Origin of the sequence: Moraxella sp. RCAD0137 (assembly GCF_002894025.1) — a bacterium.
Taxonomy (GTDB): Bacteria; Pseudomonadota; Gammaproteobacteria; order Pseudomonadales; family Moraxellaceae; genus Moraxella; species Moraxella porci.
In genome coordinates this window covers 14,959-34,658 of sequence record NZ_LTCC01000005.1, presented here as the reverse complement: position 1 = coordinate 34,658, position 19,700 = coordinate 14,959, and the positions used below count along the sequence as shown (strand labels likewise).

General features: G+C 48.2%; 19 protein-coding genes. 9 read left to right on the top strand and 10 right to left on the bottom strand.

Annotation, left to right across the window (positions count from 1 at the left end; genetic code table 11):
* The first annotated feature begins 39 nt into the window (after nt 1–39).
* From AZ602_RS05400 to AZ602_RS05385, 4 genes are read left to right on the top strand one after another with little or no spacing between them, the layout of a single operon-like run.
* Complete coding sequence (locus tag AZ602_RS05400) at nt 40–753, top strand: MotA/TolQ/ExbB proton channel family protein (RefSeq protein WP_103034054.1); 714 nt, start codon at nt 40–42, stop codon at nt 751–753.
* A complete protein-coding gene (gene tolR / locus AZ602_RS05395) occupies nt 743–1,174 on the top strand; it encodes a protein TolR (RefSeq protein WP_199174093.1) in 432 nt (143 codons plus the stop codon). The genes AZ602_RS05400 and tolR overlap by 11 nt, the downstream gene beginning before the upstream one ends.
* 25 nt (nt 1,175–1,199) lie before the next feature.
* Nucleotides 1,200–1,982, top strand: coding sequence for a cell envelope integrity protein TolA (locus tag AZ602_RS05390; RefSeq protein ID WP_103034053.1), 783 nt, complete (start codon nt 1,200–1,202; stop codon nt 1,980–1,982).
* 57 nt (nt 1,983–2,039) lie between these two features.
* On the top strand, nt 2,040–3,344 hold the full coding sequence (locus AZ602_RS05385; protein WP_103034052.1) for a PD40 domain-containing protein: 1,305 nt from the start codon (nt 2,040–2,042) through the stop codon (nt 3,342–3,344).
* A 71-nt stretch (nt 3,345–3,415) separates the two neighbouring features.
* On the opposite strand, the gene AZ602_RS10045 is transcribed toward AZ602_RS05385, so the two are convergent.
* The 6 genes from AZ602_RS10045 to AZ602_RS05355 form a co-directional block, all read right to left on the bottom strand.
* On the bottom strand, nt 3,416–3,571 hold the full coding sequence (locus AZ602_RS10045; RefSeq protein ID WP_158245117.1) for a hypothetical protein: 156 nt from the start codon (nt 3,569–3,571) through the stop codon (nt 3,416–3,418).
* A 49-nt stretch (nt 3,572–3,620) separates the two neighbouring features.
* Nucleotides 3,621–7,190, bottom strand: a complete 3,570-nt coding sequence (mfd, locus tag AZ602_RS05375; RefSeq protein WP_103034050.1) for a transcription-repair coupling factor — start codon at nt 7,188–7,190, stop codon at nt 3,621–3,623.
* Between the two features lie 15 nt (nt 7,191–7,205).
* Nucleotides 7,206–7,880 carry a thiamine phosphate synthase gene (locus AZ602_RS05370; protein ID WP_227525181.1) on the bottom strand — a complete coding sequence of 225 codons (675 nt, stop codon included), beginning with the start codon at nt 7,878–7,880 and terminating at the stop codon, nt 7,206–7,208.
* Between the two features lie 198 nt (nt 7,881–8,078).
* Nucleotides 8,079–8,516 (bottom strand): HIT domain-containing protein, encoded by a 438-nt coding sequence (locus AZ602_RS05365; RefSeq protein WP_078317677.1) that lies wholly within the window; start codon nt 8,514–8,516, stop codon nt 8,079–8,081.
* Between the two features lie 118 nt (nt 8,517–8,634).
* Nucleotides 8,635–8,976: a 5-carboxymethyl-2-hydroxymuconate Delta-isomerase gene (locus tag AZ602_RS05360; RefSeq protein ID WP_103034048.1), complete on the bottom strand. Its 342-nt coding sequence runs from the start codon at nt 8,974–8,976 to the stop codon at nt 8,635–8,637.
* Between the two features lie 29 nt (nt 8,977–9,005).
* Nucleotides 9,006–9,548 (bottom strand): tRNA (cytidine(34)-2'-O)-methyltransferase, encoded by a 543-nt coding sequence (locus tag AZ602_RS05355; protein WP_103034047.1) that lies wholly within the window; start codon nt 9,546–9,548, stop codon nt 9,006–9,008.
* 221 nt (nt 9,549–9,769) lie between these two features.
* Here AZ602_RS05355 and AZ602_RS05350 point away from each other — a divergent pair, with 221 nt between their 5' ends.
* On the top strand, nt 9,770–9,910 hold the full coding sequence (locus AZ602_RS05350) for an entericidin A/B family lipoprotein (RefSeq protein WP_078317674.1): 141 nt from the start codon (nt 9,770–9,772) through the stop codon (nt 9,908–9,910).
* Between the two features lie 79 nt (nt 9,911–9,989).
* On the opposite strand, the gene hemW is transcribed toward AZ602_RS05350, so the two are convergent.
* The 3 genes from hemW to AZ602_RS05335 all read right to left on the bottom strand — a co-directional run bounded on the left by hemW (nt 9,990) and on the right by AZ602_RS05335 (nt 12,858).
* Nucleotides 9,990–11,168, bottom strand: coding sequence for a radical SAM family heme chaperone HemW (hemW, locus tag AZ602_RS05345; RefSeq protein ID WP_103034046.1), 1,179 nt, complete (start codon nt 11,166–11,168; stop codon nt 9,990–9,992).
* On the bottom strand, nt 11,165–12,376 hold the full coding sequence (locus AZ602_RS05340; protein WP_103034045.1) for a DEAD/DEAH box helicase: 1,212 nt from the start codon (nt 12,374–12,376) through the stop codon (nt 11,165–11,167). Before AZ602_RS05340 ends, hemW begins: the two co-directional genes overlap by 4 nt.
* A gap of 80 nt (nt 12,377–12,456) precedes the next feature.
* A complete protein-coding gene (locus AZ602_RS05335) occupies nt 12,457–12,858 on the bottom strand; it encodes a hypothetical protein (protein WP_103034044.1) in 402 nt (133 codons plus the stop codon).
* Between the two features lie 237 nt (nt 12,859–13,095).
* Here AZ602_RS05335 and cysT point away from each other — a divergent pair, with 237 nt between their 5' ends.
* From cysT to AZ602_RS05320, 3 genes are read left to right on the top strand one after another with little or no spacing between them, the layout of a single operon-like run.
* Nucleotides 13,096–13,974 carry a sulfate ABC transporter permease subunit CysT gene (cysT, locus tag AZ602_RS05330; RefSeq protein WP_369803870.1) on the top strand — a complete coding sequence of 293 codons (879 nt, stop codon included), beginning with the start codon at nt 13,096–13,098 and terminating at the stop codon, nt 13,972–13,974.
* Nucleotides 13,975–14,034: 60 nt separating this feature from the next.
* Entirely contained in the window at nt 14,035–14,880 is an 846-nt protein-coding gene (gene cysW, locus AZ602_RS05325) for a sulfate ABC transporter permease subunit CysW (RefSeq protein WP_103034042.1), read from the top strand.
* Between the two features lie 42 nt (nt 14,881–14,922).
* Nucleotides 14,923–15,642 (top strand): sulfate/molybdate ABC transporter ATP-binding protein, encoded by a 720-nt coding sequence (locus AZ602_RS05320; RefSeq protein WP_078317668.1) that lies wholly within the window; start codon nt 14,923–14,925, stop codon nt 15,640–15,642.
* Nucleotides 15,643–15,897: 255 nt separating this feature from the next.
* Here the strand turns inward: AZ602_RS05320 and radA are convergent, their stop codons facing one another.
* Nucleotides 15,898–17,316: a DNA repair protein RadA gene (radA, locus tag AZ602_RS05315; protein WP_103034041.1), complete on the bottom strand. Its 1,419-nt coding sequence runs from the start codon at nt 17,314–17,316 to the stop codon at nt 15,898–15,900.
* 470 nt (nt 17,317–17,786) lie between these two features.
* On the opposite strand from radA, the gene AZ602_RS05310 reads away from it, so the two are divergent.
* Entirely contained in the window at nt 17,787–19,619 is a 1,833-nt protein-coding gene (locus AZ602_RS05310) for a phosphoenolpyruvate carboxykinase (GTP) (RefSeq protein ID WP_103034040.1), read from the top strand.
* Nucleotides 19,620–19,700: the final 81 nt, after the last annotated feature.

Sequence of the window (19,700 nt, the reverse complement as noted above, 5' to 3'; positions counted from 1 at the left end):
ATAATGATGGCAATTTCTTAATCAAACTGTCAATTAACCATGAACGAATCGATCAGTCTTATCTCCCTCATCTTAGAAGCCAGCTTGGTGGTCAAGCTCGTGATGGCACTGCTGTTGGCGCTCTCCATCCTAAGCTGGATTCTTATTTTTCATCTGACCACCAAGATCGGTGGCGCATCCCGCTTTGATGACAGATTTCAGGCTTGGTTTTGGAGTGATGACATCGATAAGCAGCTGTCTGTGGTGCGACAAGAAACCGAGCGCACTGGCCTTGAGGCGATTTTTTATGAAGGTTTGGCGCACACAGACGCGGCTTTGGCTGATGATAAAAAGCTTGGCATCATCGAGCGTCGTCTGCGTACCGCGATGGGTGCTGAGCAGGTAAAATTAGAAAAAGGCTTATCAACACTGGCAACCATCGGTTCGGTATCACCTTATATTGGCTTATTTGGCACAGTTTGGGGAATTATGAATGCGTTCATCGGATTGGGTCAGGCTGATTCGGTGAGTCTTGCCACAGTCGCACCGAGTATCGCCGAGGCGCTGATTGCGACGGCATTGGGTCTGTTTGCTGCGATCCCTGCGACGATGGCGTTTAATCATTTTACTGCCAAAGCCAATGGTGTGTATGAGAATAGAAGCTTGTTTGGCGAAAGCTTGATGAGTGCTTTGGTCGAAAAATTTGCCAAGCCATCACACCCAGTACAGTCAGCACAACTTAGCGCCGAACAAGAGCATCCTTATGGCATCTAATCGTTTCGCCCGACGCACCAAGCCGCTTACTGCAGAGATGAATGTCGTGCCATACATCGATGTGATGCTGGTATTGTTGGTGATTTTTATGGTCACTGCGCCGATGCTCAGCACAGGCGTCGAGGTATCGCTACCCAAAGAAGACACAAAACCCATCACCCAAAGCGAAGATCTGCCTGTCATCGTCAGTCTAAATGCTGATGGTCAGCTGTTTGTCAGCCACAAAAACGCCATCGATGCTCCGATCGATGATCAAGGCTTGGATGCCCTACTGCGCCAAATGCACAGCGAGAATGATCGCCTGCAAGTGATGGTCAATGCCGATGCCAACAATCCGTACAGCCAGATCATGCGCATCATGGCATTGATCCAAAATGCTGGCATCAATCAAGTCAGCTTATTGAGCGAATCCGCCAACTAAGATCAGGCCAATTAAGTAGGTGAGTATGCCAAATCCCCCTTCTCATGCCAAAACGCCCGATCAGACAGCCGATCGTTCGGTCTGGACGCTGCCGATTTTGGCCAGCGTACTTGGTCATGCGATCATCTTGGTAGCCATCGGCGCACCGATCATCTCACCACCACAGACCGATACTGGCATTCAGACGACATTAGCCAGCCAAGAGCAATTTGCCGCAGCCAGTCAAGCGCTAAAAGCCCATCACGATGCCAAGCAAAGCACGACAGCCATCACACCTGCTGATCAAGCACTGATCCAAGCCCAAAGCCAGCGCACTTATGATCAGCCGCGCGTGCGACACTCATCAACACAGATCGCAAATAGCCAGCCATCGTTGTTTGAGCCAAGCTTTGATCCGATGCAGTCCAATGACACCATCAGCGAACCATCAAACAGCATTGATGGCGTATTTGCCGAGGCCGAGAGCGCTGCTGCTGGCGGCGCTCTTCCAAGCAGACAGCCATCGCGTGCTGAGATTAACAGTGCGCTATCCTCAGTCAGAAGTCGCATCGAGAGCATCTGGAAACGCTATCCCAATCAGCCAAATCAGACCATCAGTTTTCAGGTCAATCTTGATGATCAAGGCAATGTCACTGGCATCAGCTTTGGCGGTGGTCATCCCGATTTGCGCGAATCAGTGACCGCGTCGGTGCATGCAGCTGCCCCCTTTACAGAATTGGCAGGCATAAGAAACAGCATCAAAATGCAGTTTACCACCGAACAGCTGATCAGCGCACCCAGCAGCAGTGACTCTGCTGATGAGTTTTAAGAATACAGCCGAGCAAGCCATGCATCAAAATTCACCCTATTTTAATAAGAGCATGTTATGAAAACCATCAAGCCCTCAACATTTAGCCAAGCATTCACCCAATCATTGATCATCGCACTCAGCACAGCTGCCATCACAGCCCACGCCAATCAGACAGCGAGCGATGATGAAGTATTGGTGATCACCAAACAAGTCGCTGCCAGCCAAAAACCTGTCGCGATTATGCCGTTTGCTGGTGATGCTGCACTATCAGGCACCATCAGCTCGCTGCTTGATGGCGCAGGCCTGGGTGCCAACAGCCAAAATCTGCCGATGCTTACCCAAAGCAGCGCACAGATCACAAGCAGCCTCACCCAATGGCGCAATGCTGGCTATCAGCATGTGGTGTTAGGACAAGTGCATTCAATCACAGGTAATAAAGTCGCCATTAATTATCAAATCATCAATACCCAAACTGGCACTGTCAGCAGCCAACAAACTCAGATCAGTGACAACACGCCCACTGCCAAACGTGCCGCCGCCCACAAAGTCAGCGATCAGATCTTCCAAGCCATCACTGGCAACACCTCGGATCTGACTGGTGTGATCGCTTATGTCGAAGAAAGCAGCTCACCCACCAACAAGACTTCCAGCCTAAAAATCATGGATGTCAGCGGCCAAACCATTCGCACGCTAGACACCGTATCAGGCTCGATCATGACGCCTGTGTTTTCAAAAGATGGTACACAGATTGCTTATAGCACCCAAGCCAATCAAGGACTGCCAGTCATACGCGTGATTTCGGTGTCTGGCGGTCAGCCACAGCTTGTGACCCCGTTTTGGGGGCATAATTTGGCGCCAAACTTTTCCCCTGATGGCACAAGTCTGCTATTTTCAGGCAGTCATGAAAATAACAACCCAAATATCTATCGGCTACATCTAAACGCCAATCGTCTGGAGCGCATCACCAATCTAAGTGGCGCTGAGAACTCTCCAAATTATCTGCCTGATGGCTCAGGCTTTATCTATACTGCCGATCATGGCACGCGCAGCCAAAGCCTACAACGCTATGATTTTAATAGCGGCCGCAGCCAGCAGATCGCCGCTCGCGCCTCAAACCCTCGCCTAAGCTTAGATGGCTCAAAATTGGTCTATGTCGCCTCAGGTCGCATTGTGATCGCAAGCCCTCAAGGTCGTGTACAGCAAAGCTTTGCTGTGCCTGGAACAGAGGTCTCAGCCAGCTTCTCCCCTTCGGGCAACAGCATCGTCTATGCCGCAAGCCAAGGCAATCAAAGTCGCTTGGTGATACGCAGCCTGACCAGCAATGCATCGCGCACGATCTTAAGCTCAGGTACCGTCCGCGATCCGATCTGGTCAAATTGATCGATGCGCACTGCCTTTATGCACTGGCTATGGGTGTTTTTGGTGTTGTGCTTGACTGGTTGTCAACATATTCAGCTGGCCAAAAGCCCCCTACCTGTCAGGCTCATCGATGGCGCACAGCCCCCAAGCAGCCTGTCTGCCAAACAGTCGGCCGCTACCAATAAACCAACGCTACCCCAAAAAAATCGACCCGTCCCACCAAATACAGCAGAGGTCAGAACGGGCATTTTTTTATTGGAAGATTGGTTTTAATCGCTCAAGATTGGCAGCCGTCTGTTAGTCCGTACCGCCGTTATCATCTGTAATCGCCGCCTCAAAATACAGCAGCAGTTCATTGACCTTATCAATGCGCTCTTGGGTCTGCATCGCGGTTTTGGCATTAAAGCGGATACCTGTAGCGCCTTGCATTCGATAATCGCCGCCTGATTGAATCAGCTTAATGATCGCCAGAGCATCGACCGGCGTATCAGGGCGAAACTCAATAGTGATGGCATGCTCAGCTGCATCAATTTTGGTAATGCCAAGTTTTTTGGCGCGTATGCGAATGCGATGCACAGCAAAAAGGTTTTGGGTTTGATCTGGCAGTGCGCCAAACCGATCAATCATCTCAGTGCGAATGTCGATGAGTTCATCTACCTCATCTAAGCCACTGATTCTTTTATAAAAAACCAATCGCTCATGCACATCACCCATATACTCATCTGGAATCAGCGCCGATGCGTGTATGTTAATGTCACTCACCAAATCCAGCGGCGTGGCAAGACTTGGGGTTTTGCCCTGTTTGATCGCACGCGTGGCACGCTCAAGCATGTCCATGTATAGCCCAAAGCCGATGGTCTGCATATTGCCTGATTGCTCTTTACCCAAAATCTCGCCTGCACCACGAATCTCCAAATCCTCAGATGCCAACATAAAGCCTGCGCCCAGTGTATTGGCGCGTGTGATGGCATTGAGGCGTTTTTTGGCGTCGGAAGACAGACCTTTTAAGGATGGTACCATCAAATAACAATAAGCCTGATGATGGCTTCGTCCCACGCGTCCACGCAGCTGATGCAACTGCGCGATACCAAATTTATCAGCGCGGTGGATAATGATGGTATTGGCATTTGGCACATCGATGCCCGTTTCGATGATGGTGCTGGCGACCAAGACATTGAATTTTTTATGATAAAAATCATTCATCACAGCCGCAAGCTCGCGCTCGTGCATTTGCCCGTGCGCCACAGCCACCCGAGCCTCAGAGATCAGCTCGCGCAAGCTGTCAGCTGCCGCTTCGATGCTCGCGACATCATTGTGCAAATAATACACCTGACCGCCGCGCAAAATCTCCCGTAAAATCGCCTCTTTGATGACTTCATCGGATTTTGGCAATAAAAAAGTCTTGATCGCCAATCGGCGCGCAGGCGGCGTGGCGATGATCGAAATATCCTGCATCCCCGACAGCGCCATATTCAGCGTTCGCGGTATGGGCGTGGCTGTCATCGACAAGCTGTCAATGTCTGTTTGCATGGCTTTGATGCGCTCTTTATGGCGCACGCCAAATCGATGCTCTTCATCGATGATCATCAGACCCAAGCGTTTGAATTTCACCTCATCTTGCAACAGCTTATGGGTGCCGATGACGATATCCACCGTGCCATCAACCAGCGATTCGATGACTTTATCATGATGCTTTTTGCTGCCAAAGCGTGACAAGCCCTCAACACGGATCGGCCAATCAGCAAAGCGCGTCAAAAAACTGTCCTCATGCTGACCTGCCAGTAGTGTCGTCGGCACCAGCACCGCGACCTGATAGCCTGCTTGCACTGCGATGAATGCCGCGCGCATCGCCACTTCGGTTTTGCCAAATCCAACATCGCCACAGATCAGGCGATCCATCGGCTTAGACTGCTTCATATCATGCATCACCGCTTCGATGGCGGCTGCCTGATCGATGGTCTCTTCAAAAGCAAACTGACTGGCGAACAGCTCATATTGCGCCATATCAATCTCAAAGCTGATGCCGGATTTGGCATTGCGCCGCGCTTGTACATTGAGCAGTTCTGCTGCAACATCATGAATCTGCTCGAGCGCCTTTTGTTTGGATTTCTCCCATTTGCCTGAGCCGATCTTTGACAGCGCTACCGCTTCAGAATCAGTACCACTGTAACGGCCGATCAGTGCCAGATTGGTGATCGGCACATAGATGCTGGCATCATCGGCGTATTTTAGGTGAATAAATTCTTGCTCACCCTCACCCAGATCCAGCGCAATCAAGCCTTGATAACGGCCGATCCCATGTTCTAAATGCACCACAAGCGACCCTTCAGCAAGCTCGGTGACTGATTTGACCAAAAACGCCTGTGAGATGCTTGATTGGCGGCGTCGGCGCGTCTGGAGTACTTGACGACCAAAGATCTGCGTCTCGCTGATCACCACAAAGCCATCAGGCGTATCAAGCCATAATCCGCGCTCAATCCCAGCGACGCTGATGGCGATTTTTGAGCCATCAAATTGGTGTTTTTTGGCCAAAAACTCCCCGAAATCCGACACCAGTTCGGTGCTAATTTTGCCTTTTAATAGCTCAAGAATGATCTCACGGCGACCAGCGCTTTCGGCCACCAGCAGCACTGGCACTGTCGATGATTTGATAAATTCAAGGAGTGCTGCCAAGGGTTCGGGGGCTTGATGATTGATTGGTAACGATGGCGGCGCAAGCATCGGCATCGACTGCAAACTCGGATCATCGGTACGCTCGATGATAATGCGAGGATAATTCTTTAATGCTTGATGAAATTCATTATTTTGAAAAAATAAATAATCAGGTGGCAGAATCGGCAGCTGTACATCATGCGCGCGTGAATGATAGCGCGTCTGAATCTGCATCCAATGCTCTTGGTGATGCATCGCCATGTCGTGATGGCTGATGATCAGCGCATCTTTTGGCAAATAAGAAAACAGGCTGCCCATCGTCATCCACTGCTCAAGCTCAAAAAACAGCGGTGCGTAATACTCAATGCCCTGTGGCGCAATGCCCGCCATCACATCATTATACAGGTCGATCTTGCGCGCACTGGCAGCAGGAAACAAACTGGCGAAATTCTGGCGAAATAGGTCGCGGCCTTCTTCTAGGGCAAATTCTTTGGCTGGTAATAATGAAAATTGATCGATTTTGGCGCGTGTAGGCAGCTTATGTGGCTGATGTAGATTCAAAGAAGATTCTGCATCTTTTTTTAATTTTTCTAAACTTAAATCAGTATGGGTACGCTGCGTTTCAGGGTCGAAAAATTTGATGGTCTCAATTTCATCATCAAATAAGTCCAAACGAAACGGCAGGCTCTGCCCGATGGCAAATATATCGATGATGCTGCCACGAACCGCAAATTCACCGGGCTCAAACACCGTGTCAGTGTGAGTGTAGCCCGCTTGAGTCAATCGCTCGCGTTCTTGTCCGATATCAAATTTATCCCCAACTTTTAAATCAAAGTGCTGGCCGATGAACCAAGATGGCGGTGCGATGCGCTGCATCAATGTCTGTACGCTAACCAGTAACACGCCTGACTTTGGCATGTTTGTCAGCAATGCGATGCGCTCGGAGATGATGTCTTGATGGACGGATAGCTGATCATACGCTAAGATCTCCCAATCGGGAAAAACCTTAGCATTCACCCCAAAAAAAGCCAGTTCAGTGTCCAGTTGATTGAGCTCATTTTGGGTATTGGCCACCATGACGATCAAGCGATTTTCATGATGGGCAATATGCGACAGCCAAAAGCTCAAATCCGCACCACCTAAGCAGCTCACCGTTTTTTTATAATTCGCCTGCGTCGGTAACTCTCCCAAGTCTGGCGCAAAATCTTGTGTCATGATATTTACCACATACTACCAATTATTTAGTTTTTGTTGCCAAGCACGGCATTTATCAGCGATCGTATCGACCGAATGTCCCATGATATCGGCTGTCACGGCGATGTACTCGACGCGTGCGCCTTGCAGCTCATCGCGCAGCTGTAGCACATTATCCAAAGCGATGCCGCCGATGATGCACAGCGGAAAATCAAACTCACTGGCTTTGGTGAGCGTCTCGCGAGAGATGATACTAGCGCGAGGCTTGGTGATCGATGCAAAAGCTGTACCCATCGCCCCATAAGTCGCCCCCTCTTTGCGCGCTTGTTTAAATAAAGCGATGTCAGTGTGGCAAGTGCGCCCGATCACCACATCCTCCCCCAGAATCTCGCGCGCAACTCGTACACTGCCATCGCGCTGACCCAAGTGCAGCCCTGTGCCAAAATGCGAGGCCAGCTCCAGATCATCGTTCATCACCACATCGATGTCATAGTCGTTAGCAAGGCTTACGATCAGCTCAGCTTCACGATACACCGTCGCCAGATCATACAGCTTTAGCGTTGATTTGCGGCGCACTTGCAATAAAGACACCGCGCCCGTATCAAACACTCGCTCGAGCTTTTCAAGCAAGGTATTAATCTCATCATCATTGGTCAGTAGATATAATTTTGGCGCGGCCATCTCTCCCCCGATCACTCCGTCATCTTGCATTGCAAGTTAAGCTGTCATTATACCCCAGATGATGGCTGAACACCATGCCAATCCGATGCACACTTCGAGGATGATTTGAAAGTCAGCTCTCAAGATCGCATTCATCAATGACCAAATCTGTATATAAAACAACAAAACCCTGCCACACAGACAGGGTTTATATGTTATTTTAAAAAAAATAAAATAACTACTTATAAATTATACATCCATCTTCCAATCAAAAGGCATCTCATGATGACCGCGCAATGCCATCATCAAGGTTTGCTGCATGTGAGTTAAGACCTCGCCAGTATAAGGGATGGCAGGACGCCCCCATACAGGATTTGGCCAAGCCACATCGTTTTGATAACGGACGATGTGATGAAAGTGCAGCTGCGGCACTTGATTACCAAGGGCAGCGACATTCATTTTGTCAGCGCCAAAAATTTTTGCCATTTGGCTAGATACCCAGCTTGATTCGCGCAAAAACTGCACTTGATCAGCTTGGCTAAGCTCATAGATCTCTTTAATGCCAGAGACGCGCGGCACCAAGATCAGCCACGGGAACTGACAGTCATTCATCAGGCGCACCGTGGATAATGGAAAATCCCCCACCAAAAAAGTATCCTTAGCAAGGGTTGGATGTAATTGAAACATGTTGCTCTCTTTTTATGATTTTAAATGAGCCTATTGTAGCACAGTTTTATTGCTTAGGGGAAGTTTTAGCAGCGCTGCGCTGGCGTCCGTCGATGTGATGACACCCATCAAAAATTACTTATAATTTAAAATAATGTTCTGATAAATCAACGACTTCTACACCATATTGTACGCCAAGGTTATCTTCATCAAGCACGAATTTTAGTGCGCCAAGCACACTTGCCCCAAGCTGCGCTTTGATGGCATCACTACGCCCTGGTAAGATGGCGACTTTGGCATACACAAAGCCCTGCCCGCAGTCGCCATCGCCAATCAATACATGCTCTGGCCGATACAGCCGTGATTTAATGTCTTGCAAGCGAAACACACCGCTGGCATCCAATGCCTGATTGACCGCATGCAGTAATAATGACTCATCCACTTGGATGCTATCGGACAGCTCTATGATGACTTGTGGCATAATCATTCCCTTTTAATCAGTTGCTTATATTATCTGGAAGTCGGTTTGTGATAGCCGACACTTTGTCCAACATCACCCACAAAACCAAGCTGTCGCCACACTTCATACAGACAAATCGAGACACTGTTAGCTAGATTTAGGCTGCGAGATTGTGGCAGCATCGGCAGCCTTAGCCAATTATCCGCACCGATATCAGCGCGCACATCATCAGGCAAGCCATCGGTCTCAGATCCAAATACCACCGCCACACCACGCGCATCACTATGGCCATCAAGCCCAAAATCATAGTCATAAAATGGTCGGCTGAACTTGGTCGTCATCGCCACAAATCGGCTAACGCCGTCAGCCATCAGCACCGCCTTGGCACTCGCCCAATCCTCATGTACCTGCAGATTGGCGTATTCATGGTAATCAAGGCCTGCTCGTTTAAGCTTGGTATCATCCAGCTCAAAGCCCAATGGCTTAATCAGATGCAGCTGCGCCCCTGTATTGGCGCACAGGCGGATGATATTGCCAGTATTATTGGGGATTTTTGGTGAAAAAAGCACGATGTGAATGAGTGCGTCTGTCATAAGTGTGGATCAATATTCGTGATAATATGCTTTATTGTACTGCCAAATGCGCCAAATCGCCAGTAAAAGCTGTCAGATATTGCCAAAATTTATCAAAATGTAAAAATAATTGTCAAAATGCATCCAGTACTGGCATTCCATCAAAAATTTCGCTAAGATAACCATGTGGTCATCAAACATTGCGCCACAATCCATTCATGTTTTACATCAAGGACAGTATTATGAAAAAAGTAATCATCGCATCATTGGCAGCTGTGTTCGTTTTGACTGGTTGTAACACCGTCAAAGGATTTGGTAAAGATGTTTCAAAAACTGGCGATGCAGTCAGCAACACCGCTCAAAAAGTTGAAAACAAGCTGTAAGCAGTTTACCAACAAAAAACTCGCCCCGATGATGGCGAGTTTTTTACGATTCAAAATCATCAATCATACATATGCATCATCACAAAAACTGACTTACCAGATGATTGACATAACGAAAACCCAACTCTGTCGGCGCAATCAGCAAAGGATCAAATACCATTAATCCTTGATGCTGTAGCGGCATCATTTCATTATCAATGGTGCTAACAAATAAGCCAGTTCGCTCTTCAAAAACTTGTGTCGTCGTCCCACGGCGTAAGCGTAAGGCATTCATCATAAATTCAAACGGTAGATTTTCTTGAGCAATGATCTCAAAGTTCACCATTTTTGGCGCACCTTGATAATTTAGATAATCTTTTGGCAGGCGTGATTTTTGAAAACGATAAATCCCCTCTGCCAAATCCACTTGGTCGGCGACGGTAACTTTGCCATGTGCGCCTGCGCCAATCGCCAGATAATCGCCAAACTGCCAATAGTTCATATTATGCCGACACGGGCTATCGGCTCTGCCTGCCCATGCACTGACTTCATAATTATCAAATCCATGCTGTGTCAATACATCACGCCCTGCCGTCTCGATGGCCTCCATCGTCTCTTCATCAGGCAGATCAGGCGGCGTGCGATGAAAAGCGGTATTAGGCTCAATGGTCAGCTGATACCATGAAATGTGCGTTGCACCAACATCAATGGCAGTGGTGATGTCATGTACAGCAAGACTTGGTGTTTGACTTGGTAAGCCGTACATCAAATCAGCATTGATGCGCTCAAAGCCTGCTTGCCTTGCATTAATGATGGCAGTGATGGCCTGATCAGGATTGTGGATACGCCCAAGCACTGATAAAGCTGTGCCATCAAAGCTCTGTACGCCAATCGACAAGCGATTGATACCGATATCCAAATAAGACTCAAACGGTGCGTACTCAAGCGTACCAGGATTGGCTTCTAGCGTGATTTCACAGTCTTTGGCAAAAGGTAGGATTTGCTTAAGCCCTACAAATAGCCGTGCCATCTCATCGATGGGCAATAATGAAGGCGTACCACCACCGATAAATACTGTCGAAATTTCACGATTTGCCAAAAATCGCGCCTGTGATGACGCATCCGCCAATAATGCATCGACATAATCAGCAAACGGTGTATCACTGGGCAATGCGTGCGAATTAAAGTCGCAATAAGGGCATTTTTTGATACACCACGGTATATGAATGTACAAGGACAGCGGAATCCGAGTCGGCGTGAGTGTCAAATCAGGGATCATGCGTCGCCCAAATCTGCCGTATGACCATCTGATGCTTCGGTTGCTTCCTCAAAATCAAACTGGCTGAGTTTGAATTTTTGGTCAATATGCGACTCTAATGCAGGTAGATTAAAAGCATCATTTTCACTAACAAAGCTGATCGACACCCCAGTATGACCCGCTCGGCCCGTACGCCCAATGCGATGCACATAGTCATCAGGCATATCAGGCAAGGTAAAATTAATCACATGAGTCACATCATCGACATGAATGCCACGCCCTGCCACATCGGTCGCCACCAAAATATTCACCTGACCATCTTTGAAACGCTGCAAATATCGCTCTCGTTTTTGCTGAGCGACATCACCTGACAGCATTGTCACCTCATGATGGCGGCGTAGGTTATCGTACAGTCGCTTGACCTGATCCTTACGATTGGCAAAGACAATGGCTTTTTTGACCGCTTTGTCTGACAAAATTTGACGCAAAGCGGTCATCTTTTCACGCTCGGTCAATAGATAAAATTTCTGCTCAATGGCAGTATTGGTCTTGGATTCGGGTGCAATCTCAACAAAGGCAGGATGATACAGCCATCGATACGCCAAATTCATCACATCTTGGTTAAATGTCGCCGAAAATAGCAAACTTTGGCGGTCGGTATTGGCAGGCATATGACGCACGATACGCTTAATATCAGGGATAAAACCCATGTCAAGCATACGATCGGCTTCATCAAGTACAAAGACTTCCACACGATCCAAGAACAGCACGCCTTTATTTACCCAATCAATGATACGCCCTGGTGTACCGATGAGAATATCAAGTGGTCGCTTATTGATTTGTTCGGCTTGTTTATCAAAATCGGCGCCACCTGTGATGCACAGATTGTACAGCTCGCTAAATCGAGTCAACTCACGACAATCCGCCAAAATCTGTTGAGCAAGCTCACGCGTCGGTGCCAGCACCAAAGCGCGCGGCTCACCCAAATAGCGTTTTTCATCTTTGGCAAAAGGCTTCTTTAATAACGCTTCGATAATAGTAATCAAAAAAGTCGCCGTCTTGCCCGTGCCTGTCTGCGCCTGCCCGATGGCATCTTGATTTGCCAAGGTGTGTGGCAAAATCTGCGCCTGAATTGGCGTTAATTTGGCGAAATTGAGTGCCTTGACCGCCTTTAGCGTCGATGGCGACAAAGGCAAATCTTCAAAATGAGTAAAAGTACTGTCGGTCATATCGCGTTATCTGCATTGGTTTGTATCTATGGTGATCATCATAAATACAATAAATAATTAAATACTTAATAAATTAACACTTAAGCTTTGGGCGCTGCAAGTGTTTGCTCAAGACAATGATTAAAAGAAGATTCACCAACTGCCATCACAAAAGCCTGCTTGTCAGGCTCGCTGTCATAAATGGGTTCTTGATATAGACGCTCGGTGGCATCTTTCCAATATTGATCCAGTGTGTCGGCAGTCGCAGCAGCCATCTGCGATCTCATCGCGCCCATGCTTTGATTCAGCTCACCGACCAGCTTGGCTTTATCAATCCCAACTTGACGAGCCGCTGCAATACGCATCACGCCCTCGGTAGCAAAAGAACAAAAATCAACCGCCGCCTCTTCGTGCGCTGTGAGTGATGCGGCGCTATTGGCATAAGCCATAAACGGTAACGATAAGGCAATTATCAAAGCCGATTTTTGTAGTAATTTTATCATTAGGATACCTATAAAGGATGGCTAGCGAACAGCTGTACAATTCTCATTATCGCATGTTTGTTGATAATTTTAAAGCTATTAACGCTGTGTTGATGAATTTTGTGCCTTGATGCCATCACAGCGTTGGTATAAATTCCATTTTAGAAAATAAAAATTCAATTTTTGCGCTGGCGGTTTTGATGGCCATCCCGTAAAGTACAGCCATCTTTATCTTGATGATTAACTGTAGGAATGCTCATGTCACAACCCCAAACACCCCTCAAAAATCGCGCTCGCCGAGTCATGCCATTTTTTGGGCTGAGCATGGGTGTGAGTGTTTTTGCATTATCATTGCTGGTGATTTTGCCATTTGCGATGATGATTATCACCACATTGCAGATGGATTTTGCAGACATCATACGCACCATCAAAGAGCCTCAGGTCTTTGCGGCCATTAAGCTGTCCTTATCGATGGCGGCTTTGGCGACTTTGACCAATTTGGTATTTGGTACGCTGATCGCTTGGGTGTTGGTGCGCTATGAATTTTGGGGAAAGTCATTCATTAATGCATTGGTGGATTTGCCTTTTGCACTGCCGACCGCGGTGACGGGCATTGCACTGGCCACTTTGTACGCGCCCAATGGTTTTTTTGGTCAATGGTTTAGTAAAATTGGCATCGCCTTGACAGGTGAGCCGATTAAGATTGCCTTCACGCCGATTGGCATCTGGCTTGCGCTTGTTGTGGTCAGCTTTCCTTTTATCGTGCGTGCCGTACAGCCTGTATTGGCTGAGCTGTCAGTCGAATTTGAAGAAGCAGCGGCAGTGATGGGCGCGTCTCGCTTGACCACCTTTCGCCGAGTGATTTTGCCTGAGATCGCACCTGCAATGCTGATCGGTGCTGGGATGATGTTCGCTCGTGCCACTGGTGAATATGGCTCGGTGATTTTTATTGCGGGTAATATTCCGATGCAATCTGAGATTCTGCCGCTGATCATCGTCTCAAAACTTGAACAATTTGATGTCGCCGGTGCAGCTTGCGTGGCATTATTTATGCTGCTGTTGTCATTGATTGTGCTATTTGCCATCAACTACGCACAGTGGCGTCTGTCGGCTCGCTTGGGTGCGAAGACCAATTAAAGTAGTACTTTGAGATTTTTAATTATTGTTTAAATTCAGTGGATTAAGGTTTGGTTTATTATGGCAGTTTCAACGCATTACGCCTACCAAAAAAACCCAGCAACAAAAGACAACCCATGGGTCAAATGGCTGCTGATTTTCATTGCCATCGCCTTTATGATGGTGATGTTGGTGGTGCCTTTGGTGTCGGTGTTTTATGAGGCGCTCAAAGATGGTTGGCAGGCTTATCAAGCTGCATTGCTTGAACCTGATGCGCTATCCGCGATTAAGCTTACCTTAATTACCACCGCCATCGTTTTGCCAGTCAATACGCTCATCGGCGTGGCACTGGCTTATCTGATCACCCGCCACAAATTCCGTGGTAAATTTGTCATCACCACCCTTTTAGATCTGCCATTTGCAGTTTCGCCAGTGGTGGCAGGTTTGATGTTCGTGCTGGTATTTGGCGCCAATACTTTATTAGGTGGTTGGCTTGAGAGCATGGGGATTCAGGTGATTTTTGCGACCACGGGTATCGTGCTTGCCACTTTATTTGTCACCTTTCCATTCATCGCGCGTGAACTGATTCCACTGATGCAAGCACAAGGTGATAGCGAAGAAGAAGCAGCGCTAACGCTTGGCGCAAATGGCTGGCAGATGTTTTGGAAAGTGACTTTGCCAAATATCAAATGGGCACTACTGTATGGCATCATCTTGACCAATGCCCGTGCGATGGGTGAGTTTGGGGCGGTGAGTGTCGTCTCAGGACATATTCGTGGTGAGACCAATACCATGCCGCTGATGATCGAGATCGCTTATAACGAATACGCCTTTACTTTGGCATTTGCGCTATCAAGCTTACTGGCACTCTTGGCACTGGTGACGCTGTTGGTTCAGGGCATCATGAGTCGCAATACTCGCCACTAATTTAGTTTATATTTTTAATTATATCTTAATAAAGGCAGACCGATGAGTATCAAAATTCAAAACATTCATAAGCGCTTTGGCAACTTTGTGGCACTCGATGACATTAATATCGAGGTGCCGACAGGTGAGCTGACCACTTTGCTTGGCCCCTCTGGCTGCGGCAAGACAACGCTGCTGCGCATCATCGCTGGCCTAGAAAATGCTGACAGTGGACGGATATTTTTCGATGGCACAGATGTCACTGACATCCCTGTTCAGCGCCGCGGAATCGGCTTTGTGTTTCAGCAATACGCCCTGTTTCGCCATCAAACCGTCGGCCAGAACATCGCCTTTGGCTTGACACTACTCCCAAAAAACGAACGCCCAAGTACCGAGCAAATCGAGCGCCGTGTTGATGAACTGCTTGAACTGGTGCAGCTGCCACACACCAAAAAACGCTATCCACACGAACTGTCAGGTGGTCAGCGTCAGCGTATCGCACTGGCGCGCGCCTTGGCCACCAATCCCAAGCTCTTGCTGCTCGATGAGCCATTTGGCGCACTCGATGCCAAAGTCCGCAAAGAGCTGCGCACTTCACTCAAAGACATTCAGCGCGAGATCGGTATCACCAGCATCATGGTCACCCATGATCAAGAAGAAGCCCAAGCCATCTCTGATAAGATCGTGGTCATGAACCATGGTAAAGTCGAGCAAATCGGCAGTCCTGCTGAATTGTTTGCGACCCCTGGCAGCGATTTTGTGGTGGATTTTTTGGGATTGTGATAAGCGTCGGCACATCACAGAGCTATTATCTTAGCTTTAGACTTTGGTTATGACAAGATAAGTATTGCATATCAATAGGGATAATGCCGTGTGTTGATGTGTGATCATGATAAGCCATATAAGATAAAGCACGGTTATCATCCGTGCTTTATTTGGTTTAACACTATGATGGCGCACCCACTTTGGCTGATATCTTCTAAAAAGGCGGGTTTTTAAATGATCGGTGCTGCGCGGATAGATTTACAACAATATCCATCACTGTATCTCAAACGCCTGATAAATCGCATCATCCAACCGATCCACTGCAATGATGGTGATGCCAGCAAACTGACGATTGCCCGCCTGCGGCGCATTGGCGCGTGGCACAATGGCATGAGTAAAGCCGTGCTTCATCGCTTCTTTTAGTCGCTCTTGACCGTTTGGCACAGGGCGAATTTCCCCTGATAGGCCCACTTCGCCAAATACACACAAACGATTGGGCAACGCTTTTTCACGGATGCTTGATGCACAAGCGAGCAATACCGCCAAATCCGAGCCTGTCTCCATCACCTTAACCCCACCGACGACATTGACATAGACATCCATGCCACTGGTGTGAATGCCGCCATGACGGTGCATGACTGCCAAGAGCATAGACAATCTTTGATAATCAAGACCTAGCGCCATGCGTCGTGGCTGTGCTTGCGAGCTATCTACCAATGCCTGCACTTCAACCAGTAGCGGACGAGTGCCTTCACGGCTGACCATCACTACAGACCCTGCAATTGGCTTATCATAGCGACTCAAAAAAATAGCCGACGGATTGGCAACTTCTTTTAGCCCGGTATCTGTCATGCCAAAAATACCCAGTTCATTAACCGCCCCAAAACGGTTCTTCACCGCACGAATCATACGAAAGCGACTGTCCGACTCCCCTTCAAAATACAGCACCGTATCCACCATATGCTCAAGCACTCGTGGACCAGCCAGCGCCCCTTCTTTGGTTACATGACCCACCAAAAACAGTGCCGTACCTGTCTGCTTGGCATAGCGAGTCAAAATCGCCGCCGACTCACGAATCTGTGCCACACCCCCAGGTGCTGACTGTATCATCTCAGTAAATAGTGTCTGAATCGAGTCAATCACCGCAATCGCTGGCTGCTCTGCGGTCAACGCCATGCAGATGGTATCGACATTGGTCTCAGCCAGCACTCGCAAGCGGTCAGTCGGCAAACCAAGTCGCTTGGCGCGCATCGCCACCTGCGACAGACTCTCTTCACCAGTGATATAAAGCGCAGAGCCTGATAGGCTGTCACTTGCTGCCATATTAATGGCAGTTTGCAACAGAATCGTCGATTTGCCAATCCCCGGATCGCCACCAATCAGCACCACCGACCCCGCTACAAGTCCACCACCCAGCACACGGTCAAACTCACCGATCCCTGTCGGCATCCGAGTCTCCAGCGTCACGCCGACATTGTCCAGCGTCATCACGCCACTGGTTGCACCTGCATAGTTGGCAGTCTTACGGGGAGCAGCTACTGTGCTGCTTGATTTTTTGGTGTGATGTGGTAAGGCAGTGTTAGGCGCTTCGATCAGTGTATTCCACTCACCGCAGTCGGTACATTGCCCTGCCCATTTGCCATACATCGCACCGCAGTTTTGGCAGACATAGCTTGATTTGGCCTTTGCCATGAGATTTCCTAAAGCTGATACATTTACGCAGATTGTAGCATTTTTGTGGGATTTTCGCTGAATTTTTAGTGTTAAATGCCAATTCCGCGACTGGTCAAGCCTTATTATAATAAATCAGTCACCGACTGTTGGTAGGCTATTCACCCACTGTCTTATTTTAAAATCAAATAATAAGAGCACCCAAAAAAGCATTTTGGCTAACACAGATCGGCAAAACAGGTATCAATTTTTACAATAAAAACAATCGCAAGACTAGCGATCGCAGATTTGATTTATCATTTAATAAAAAAATACCAGTATTTATTTACATTAGGATACTTATCATCGAACAGATTTTATGGCATAATATTGACTTTCAAAAGATTTGCATCAATTTGTTACACTTTTTTGAATTTTAATGATATCAATTTTTGATGTCAATAATGTGACAGCCTGCAAATCTGCATTTTCTTATCAAATGAGACTTCATCATGACTGCAACGATTACTGCACCAGAATTTGTCCGCCACCAAGCCCTAATTGATTGGGTAGCCAAGATTGCCGCATTAACCAAGCCAGCTGCCATCGAATGGTGCGACGGCTCAGAAGAAGAAAATCAGCGCTTGATCGACTTGATGATCGACAATGGCACGATGATCAAATTGAACGAAGAAAAGCATCCAAATTCCTATTTGGCTTTTTCTGATCCATCGGATGTTGCTCGTGTTGAAGATCGTACTTTTATCTGCTCAGAAAATGAAGCCGACGCTGGTGCTACCAATAACTGGATTGCTCCAGATGAAATGCGCACTAAGCTTGATAGCCTGTTCGATGGCTGTATGGCTGGTCGTACCATGTATGTGGTGCCTTTTAGCATGGGTCCATTGGGCAGCCACATCGCGCATATCGGCATTGAGATTACTGACTCACCGTATGTAGTGGTCAGCATGCGCAAGATGGCGCGCATGGGCAAGGCTGTGTACGATGTGCTGGGTACTGATGGCGAATTTGTGCCATGCGTACACACCGTTGGTAAGCCTTTGGCTGACGGCGAAAAAGATGTCGCTTGGCCTTGCAATGATGACAAATACATCGTGCATTTCCCTGAGACGCGTGAGATCTGGTCGTATGGCTCAGGCTACGGCGGCAATGCTCTACTTGGCAAAAAATGCCTAGCACTGCGCATCGCATCAGCCATGGGTCGCGAGCAAGGCTGGCTGGCTGAGCACATGCTAATTTTAGGCGTGACCAATCCACAAGGCAAAAAACACTACATCGCTGCTGCTTTCCCATCAGCGTGTGGCAAGACCAATTTTGCCATGCTGATCCCACCAGCAGGCTACGAAGGCTGGAAAGTCGAGACTGTCGGTGATGACATCGCTTGGATCAAGCCATCAAAAGACGGCAAACTATACGCGATCAACCCTGAAGCAGGCTTTTTTGGTGTCGCACCAGGTACCAACACCAAAACCAACTCAAACTGCATGAGTACGCTTAGCACCGATGTCATCTACACCAATGTCGCGGTTACGGATGACGGTGAAGTCTGGTGGGAAGGCAAAACCAAAGAAGCCCCTGCAAACCTAACCAACTGGAAGCGCGAGCCTCACACTGGCGAAGAGCGCGCAGCGCATGCCAATGCTCGCTTCACCGTATCGGCAGCCCAATGCCCATCGATCGATCCTCAATGGGAAAATCCAGAGGGTGTGCCGATTTCTGCATTCATCTTCGGTGGCCGCCGTGCCAATACCGTGCCACTGGTCTCAGAAGCATTTGACTGGGTCGATGGCGTGTACAAGGCCGCCACCATGGGTTCTGAAACCACCGCCGCAGCCACTGGCGCGCAAGGTATCGTCCGTCGTGATCCATTTGCGATGCTACCATTTGCTGGCTATAACATGGCTGACTATTTCAACCACTGGCTACAAATGGGTGAAAGCGTCGGTGCCAAAGCTGAAGCTGCTGGCAACAGCCTGCCAAAAATGTTTAAAGTCAACTGGTTCCGCCGTGATGAGAATGGCGACTTCGTCTGGCCAGGCTTTGGTCAAAACATGCGTGTCCTGCAGTGGATTATCGAGCGCTGTGAAGGTACTGCCAATGCCGTTAAGACACCGATTGGCTTAGTCCCAACTTATGATGACATCAACTGGGATGAGTCTGACTTTAGTAAAGCGCAGTTTGATCTGGTCACCAGCCAAGACAAAGATCTGTGGATCAAAGAGCTAGAGAGCCACGCTGAACTATTTGAAAAGCTGGGTGAGCGCATGCCAGAGGCACTAAAAGCTCACAATGCTAAGCTGATGGCAGATGTGACAGCCGCCTAAGCGACCGCTTAAGCCATTTAAAAGGACAGAGGGTGATCTTCTGTCCTTTTTGTCATCAATTATCAGCAGACCAAGATTGGT

Coding starts and splice junctions, on each gene's coding strand:
- cysT (WP_369803870.1), top strand. CDS start 13,096: ATGTCACAACCCCAAACACCCCTCAAAAATCGCGCTCGCCGAGTCATG.
- hemW (WP_103034046.1), bottom strand. CDS start 11,168: ATGATCCCTGATTTGACACTCACGCCGACTCGGATTCCGCTGTCCTTG.
- mfd (WP_103034050.1), bottom strand. CDS start 7,190: ATGACACAAGATTTTGCGCCAGACTTGGGAGAGTTACCGACGCAGGCG.
- AZ602_RS10045 (WP_158245117.1), bottom strand. CDS start 3,571: ATGCCCGTTCTGACCTCTGCTGTATTTGGTGGGACGGGTCGATTTTTT.
- AZ602_RS05350 (WP_078317674.1), top strand. CDS start 9,770: ATGAAAAAAGTAATCATCGCATCATTGGCAGCTGTGTTCGTTTTGACT.
- AZ602_RS05340 (WP_103034045.1), bottom strand. CDS start 12,376: ATGACCGACAGTACTTTTACTCATTTTGAAGATTTGCCTTTGTCGCCA.
- AZ602_RS05385 (WP_103034052.1), top strand. CDS start 2,040: ATGAAAACCATCAAGCCCTCAACATTTAGCCAAGCATTCACCCAATCA.
- radA (WP_103034041.1), bottom strand. CDS start 17,316: ATGGCAAAGGCCAAATCAAGCTATGTCTGCCAAAACTGCGGTGCGATG.
- AZ602_RS05370 (WP_227525181.1), bottom strand. CDS start 7,880: ATGCAAGATGACGGAGTGATCGGGGGAGAGATGGCCGCGCCAAAATTA.
- AZ602_RS05400 (WP_103034054.1), top strand. CDS start 40: ATGAACGAATCGATCAGTCTTATCTCCCTCATCTTAGAAGCCAGCTTG.
- AZ602_RS05355 (WP_103034047.1), bottom strand. CDS start 9,548: ATGACAGACGCACTCATTCACATCGTGCTTTTTTCACCAAAAATCCCC.
- AZ602_RS05390 (WP_103034053.1), top strand. CDS start 1,200: ATGCCAAATCCCCCTTCTCATGCCAAAACGCCCGATCAGACAGCCGAT.
- AZ602_RS05365 (WP_078317677.1), bottom strand. CDS start 8,516: ATGTTTCAATTACATCCAACCCTTGCTAAGGATACTTTTTTGGTGGGG.
- AZ602_RS05360 (WP_103034048.1), bottom strand. CDS start 8,976: ATGCCACAAGTCATCATAGAGCTGTCCGATAGCATCCAAGTGGATGAG.
- cysW (WP_103034042.1), top strand. CDS start 14,035: ATGGCAGTTTCAACGCATTACGCCTACCAAAAAAACCCAGCAACAAAA.
- AZ602_RS05335 (WP_103034044.1), bottom strand. CDS start 12,858: ATGATAAAATTACTACAAAAATCGGCTTTGATAATTGCCTTATCGTTA.
- tolR (WP_199174093.1), top strand. CDS start 743: ATGGCATCTAATCGTTTCGCCCGACGCACCAAGCCGCTTACTGCAGAG.
- AZ602_RS05310 (WP_103034040.1), top strand. CDS start 17,787: ATGACTGCAACGATTACTGCACCAGAATTTGTCCGCCACCAAGCCCTA.
- AZ602_RS05320 (WP_078317668.1), top strand. CDS start 14,923: ATGAGTATCAAAATTCAAAACATTCATAAGCGCTTTGGCAACTTTGTG.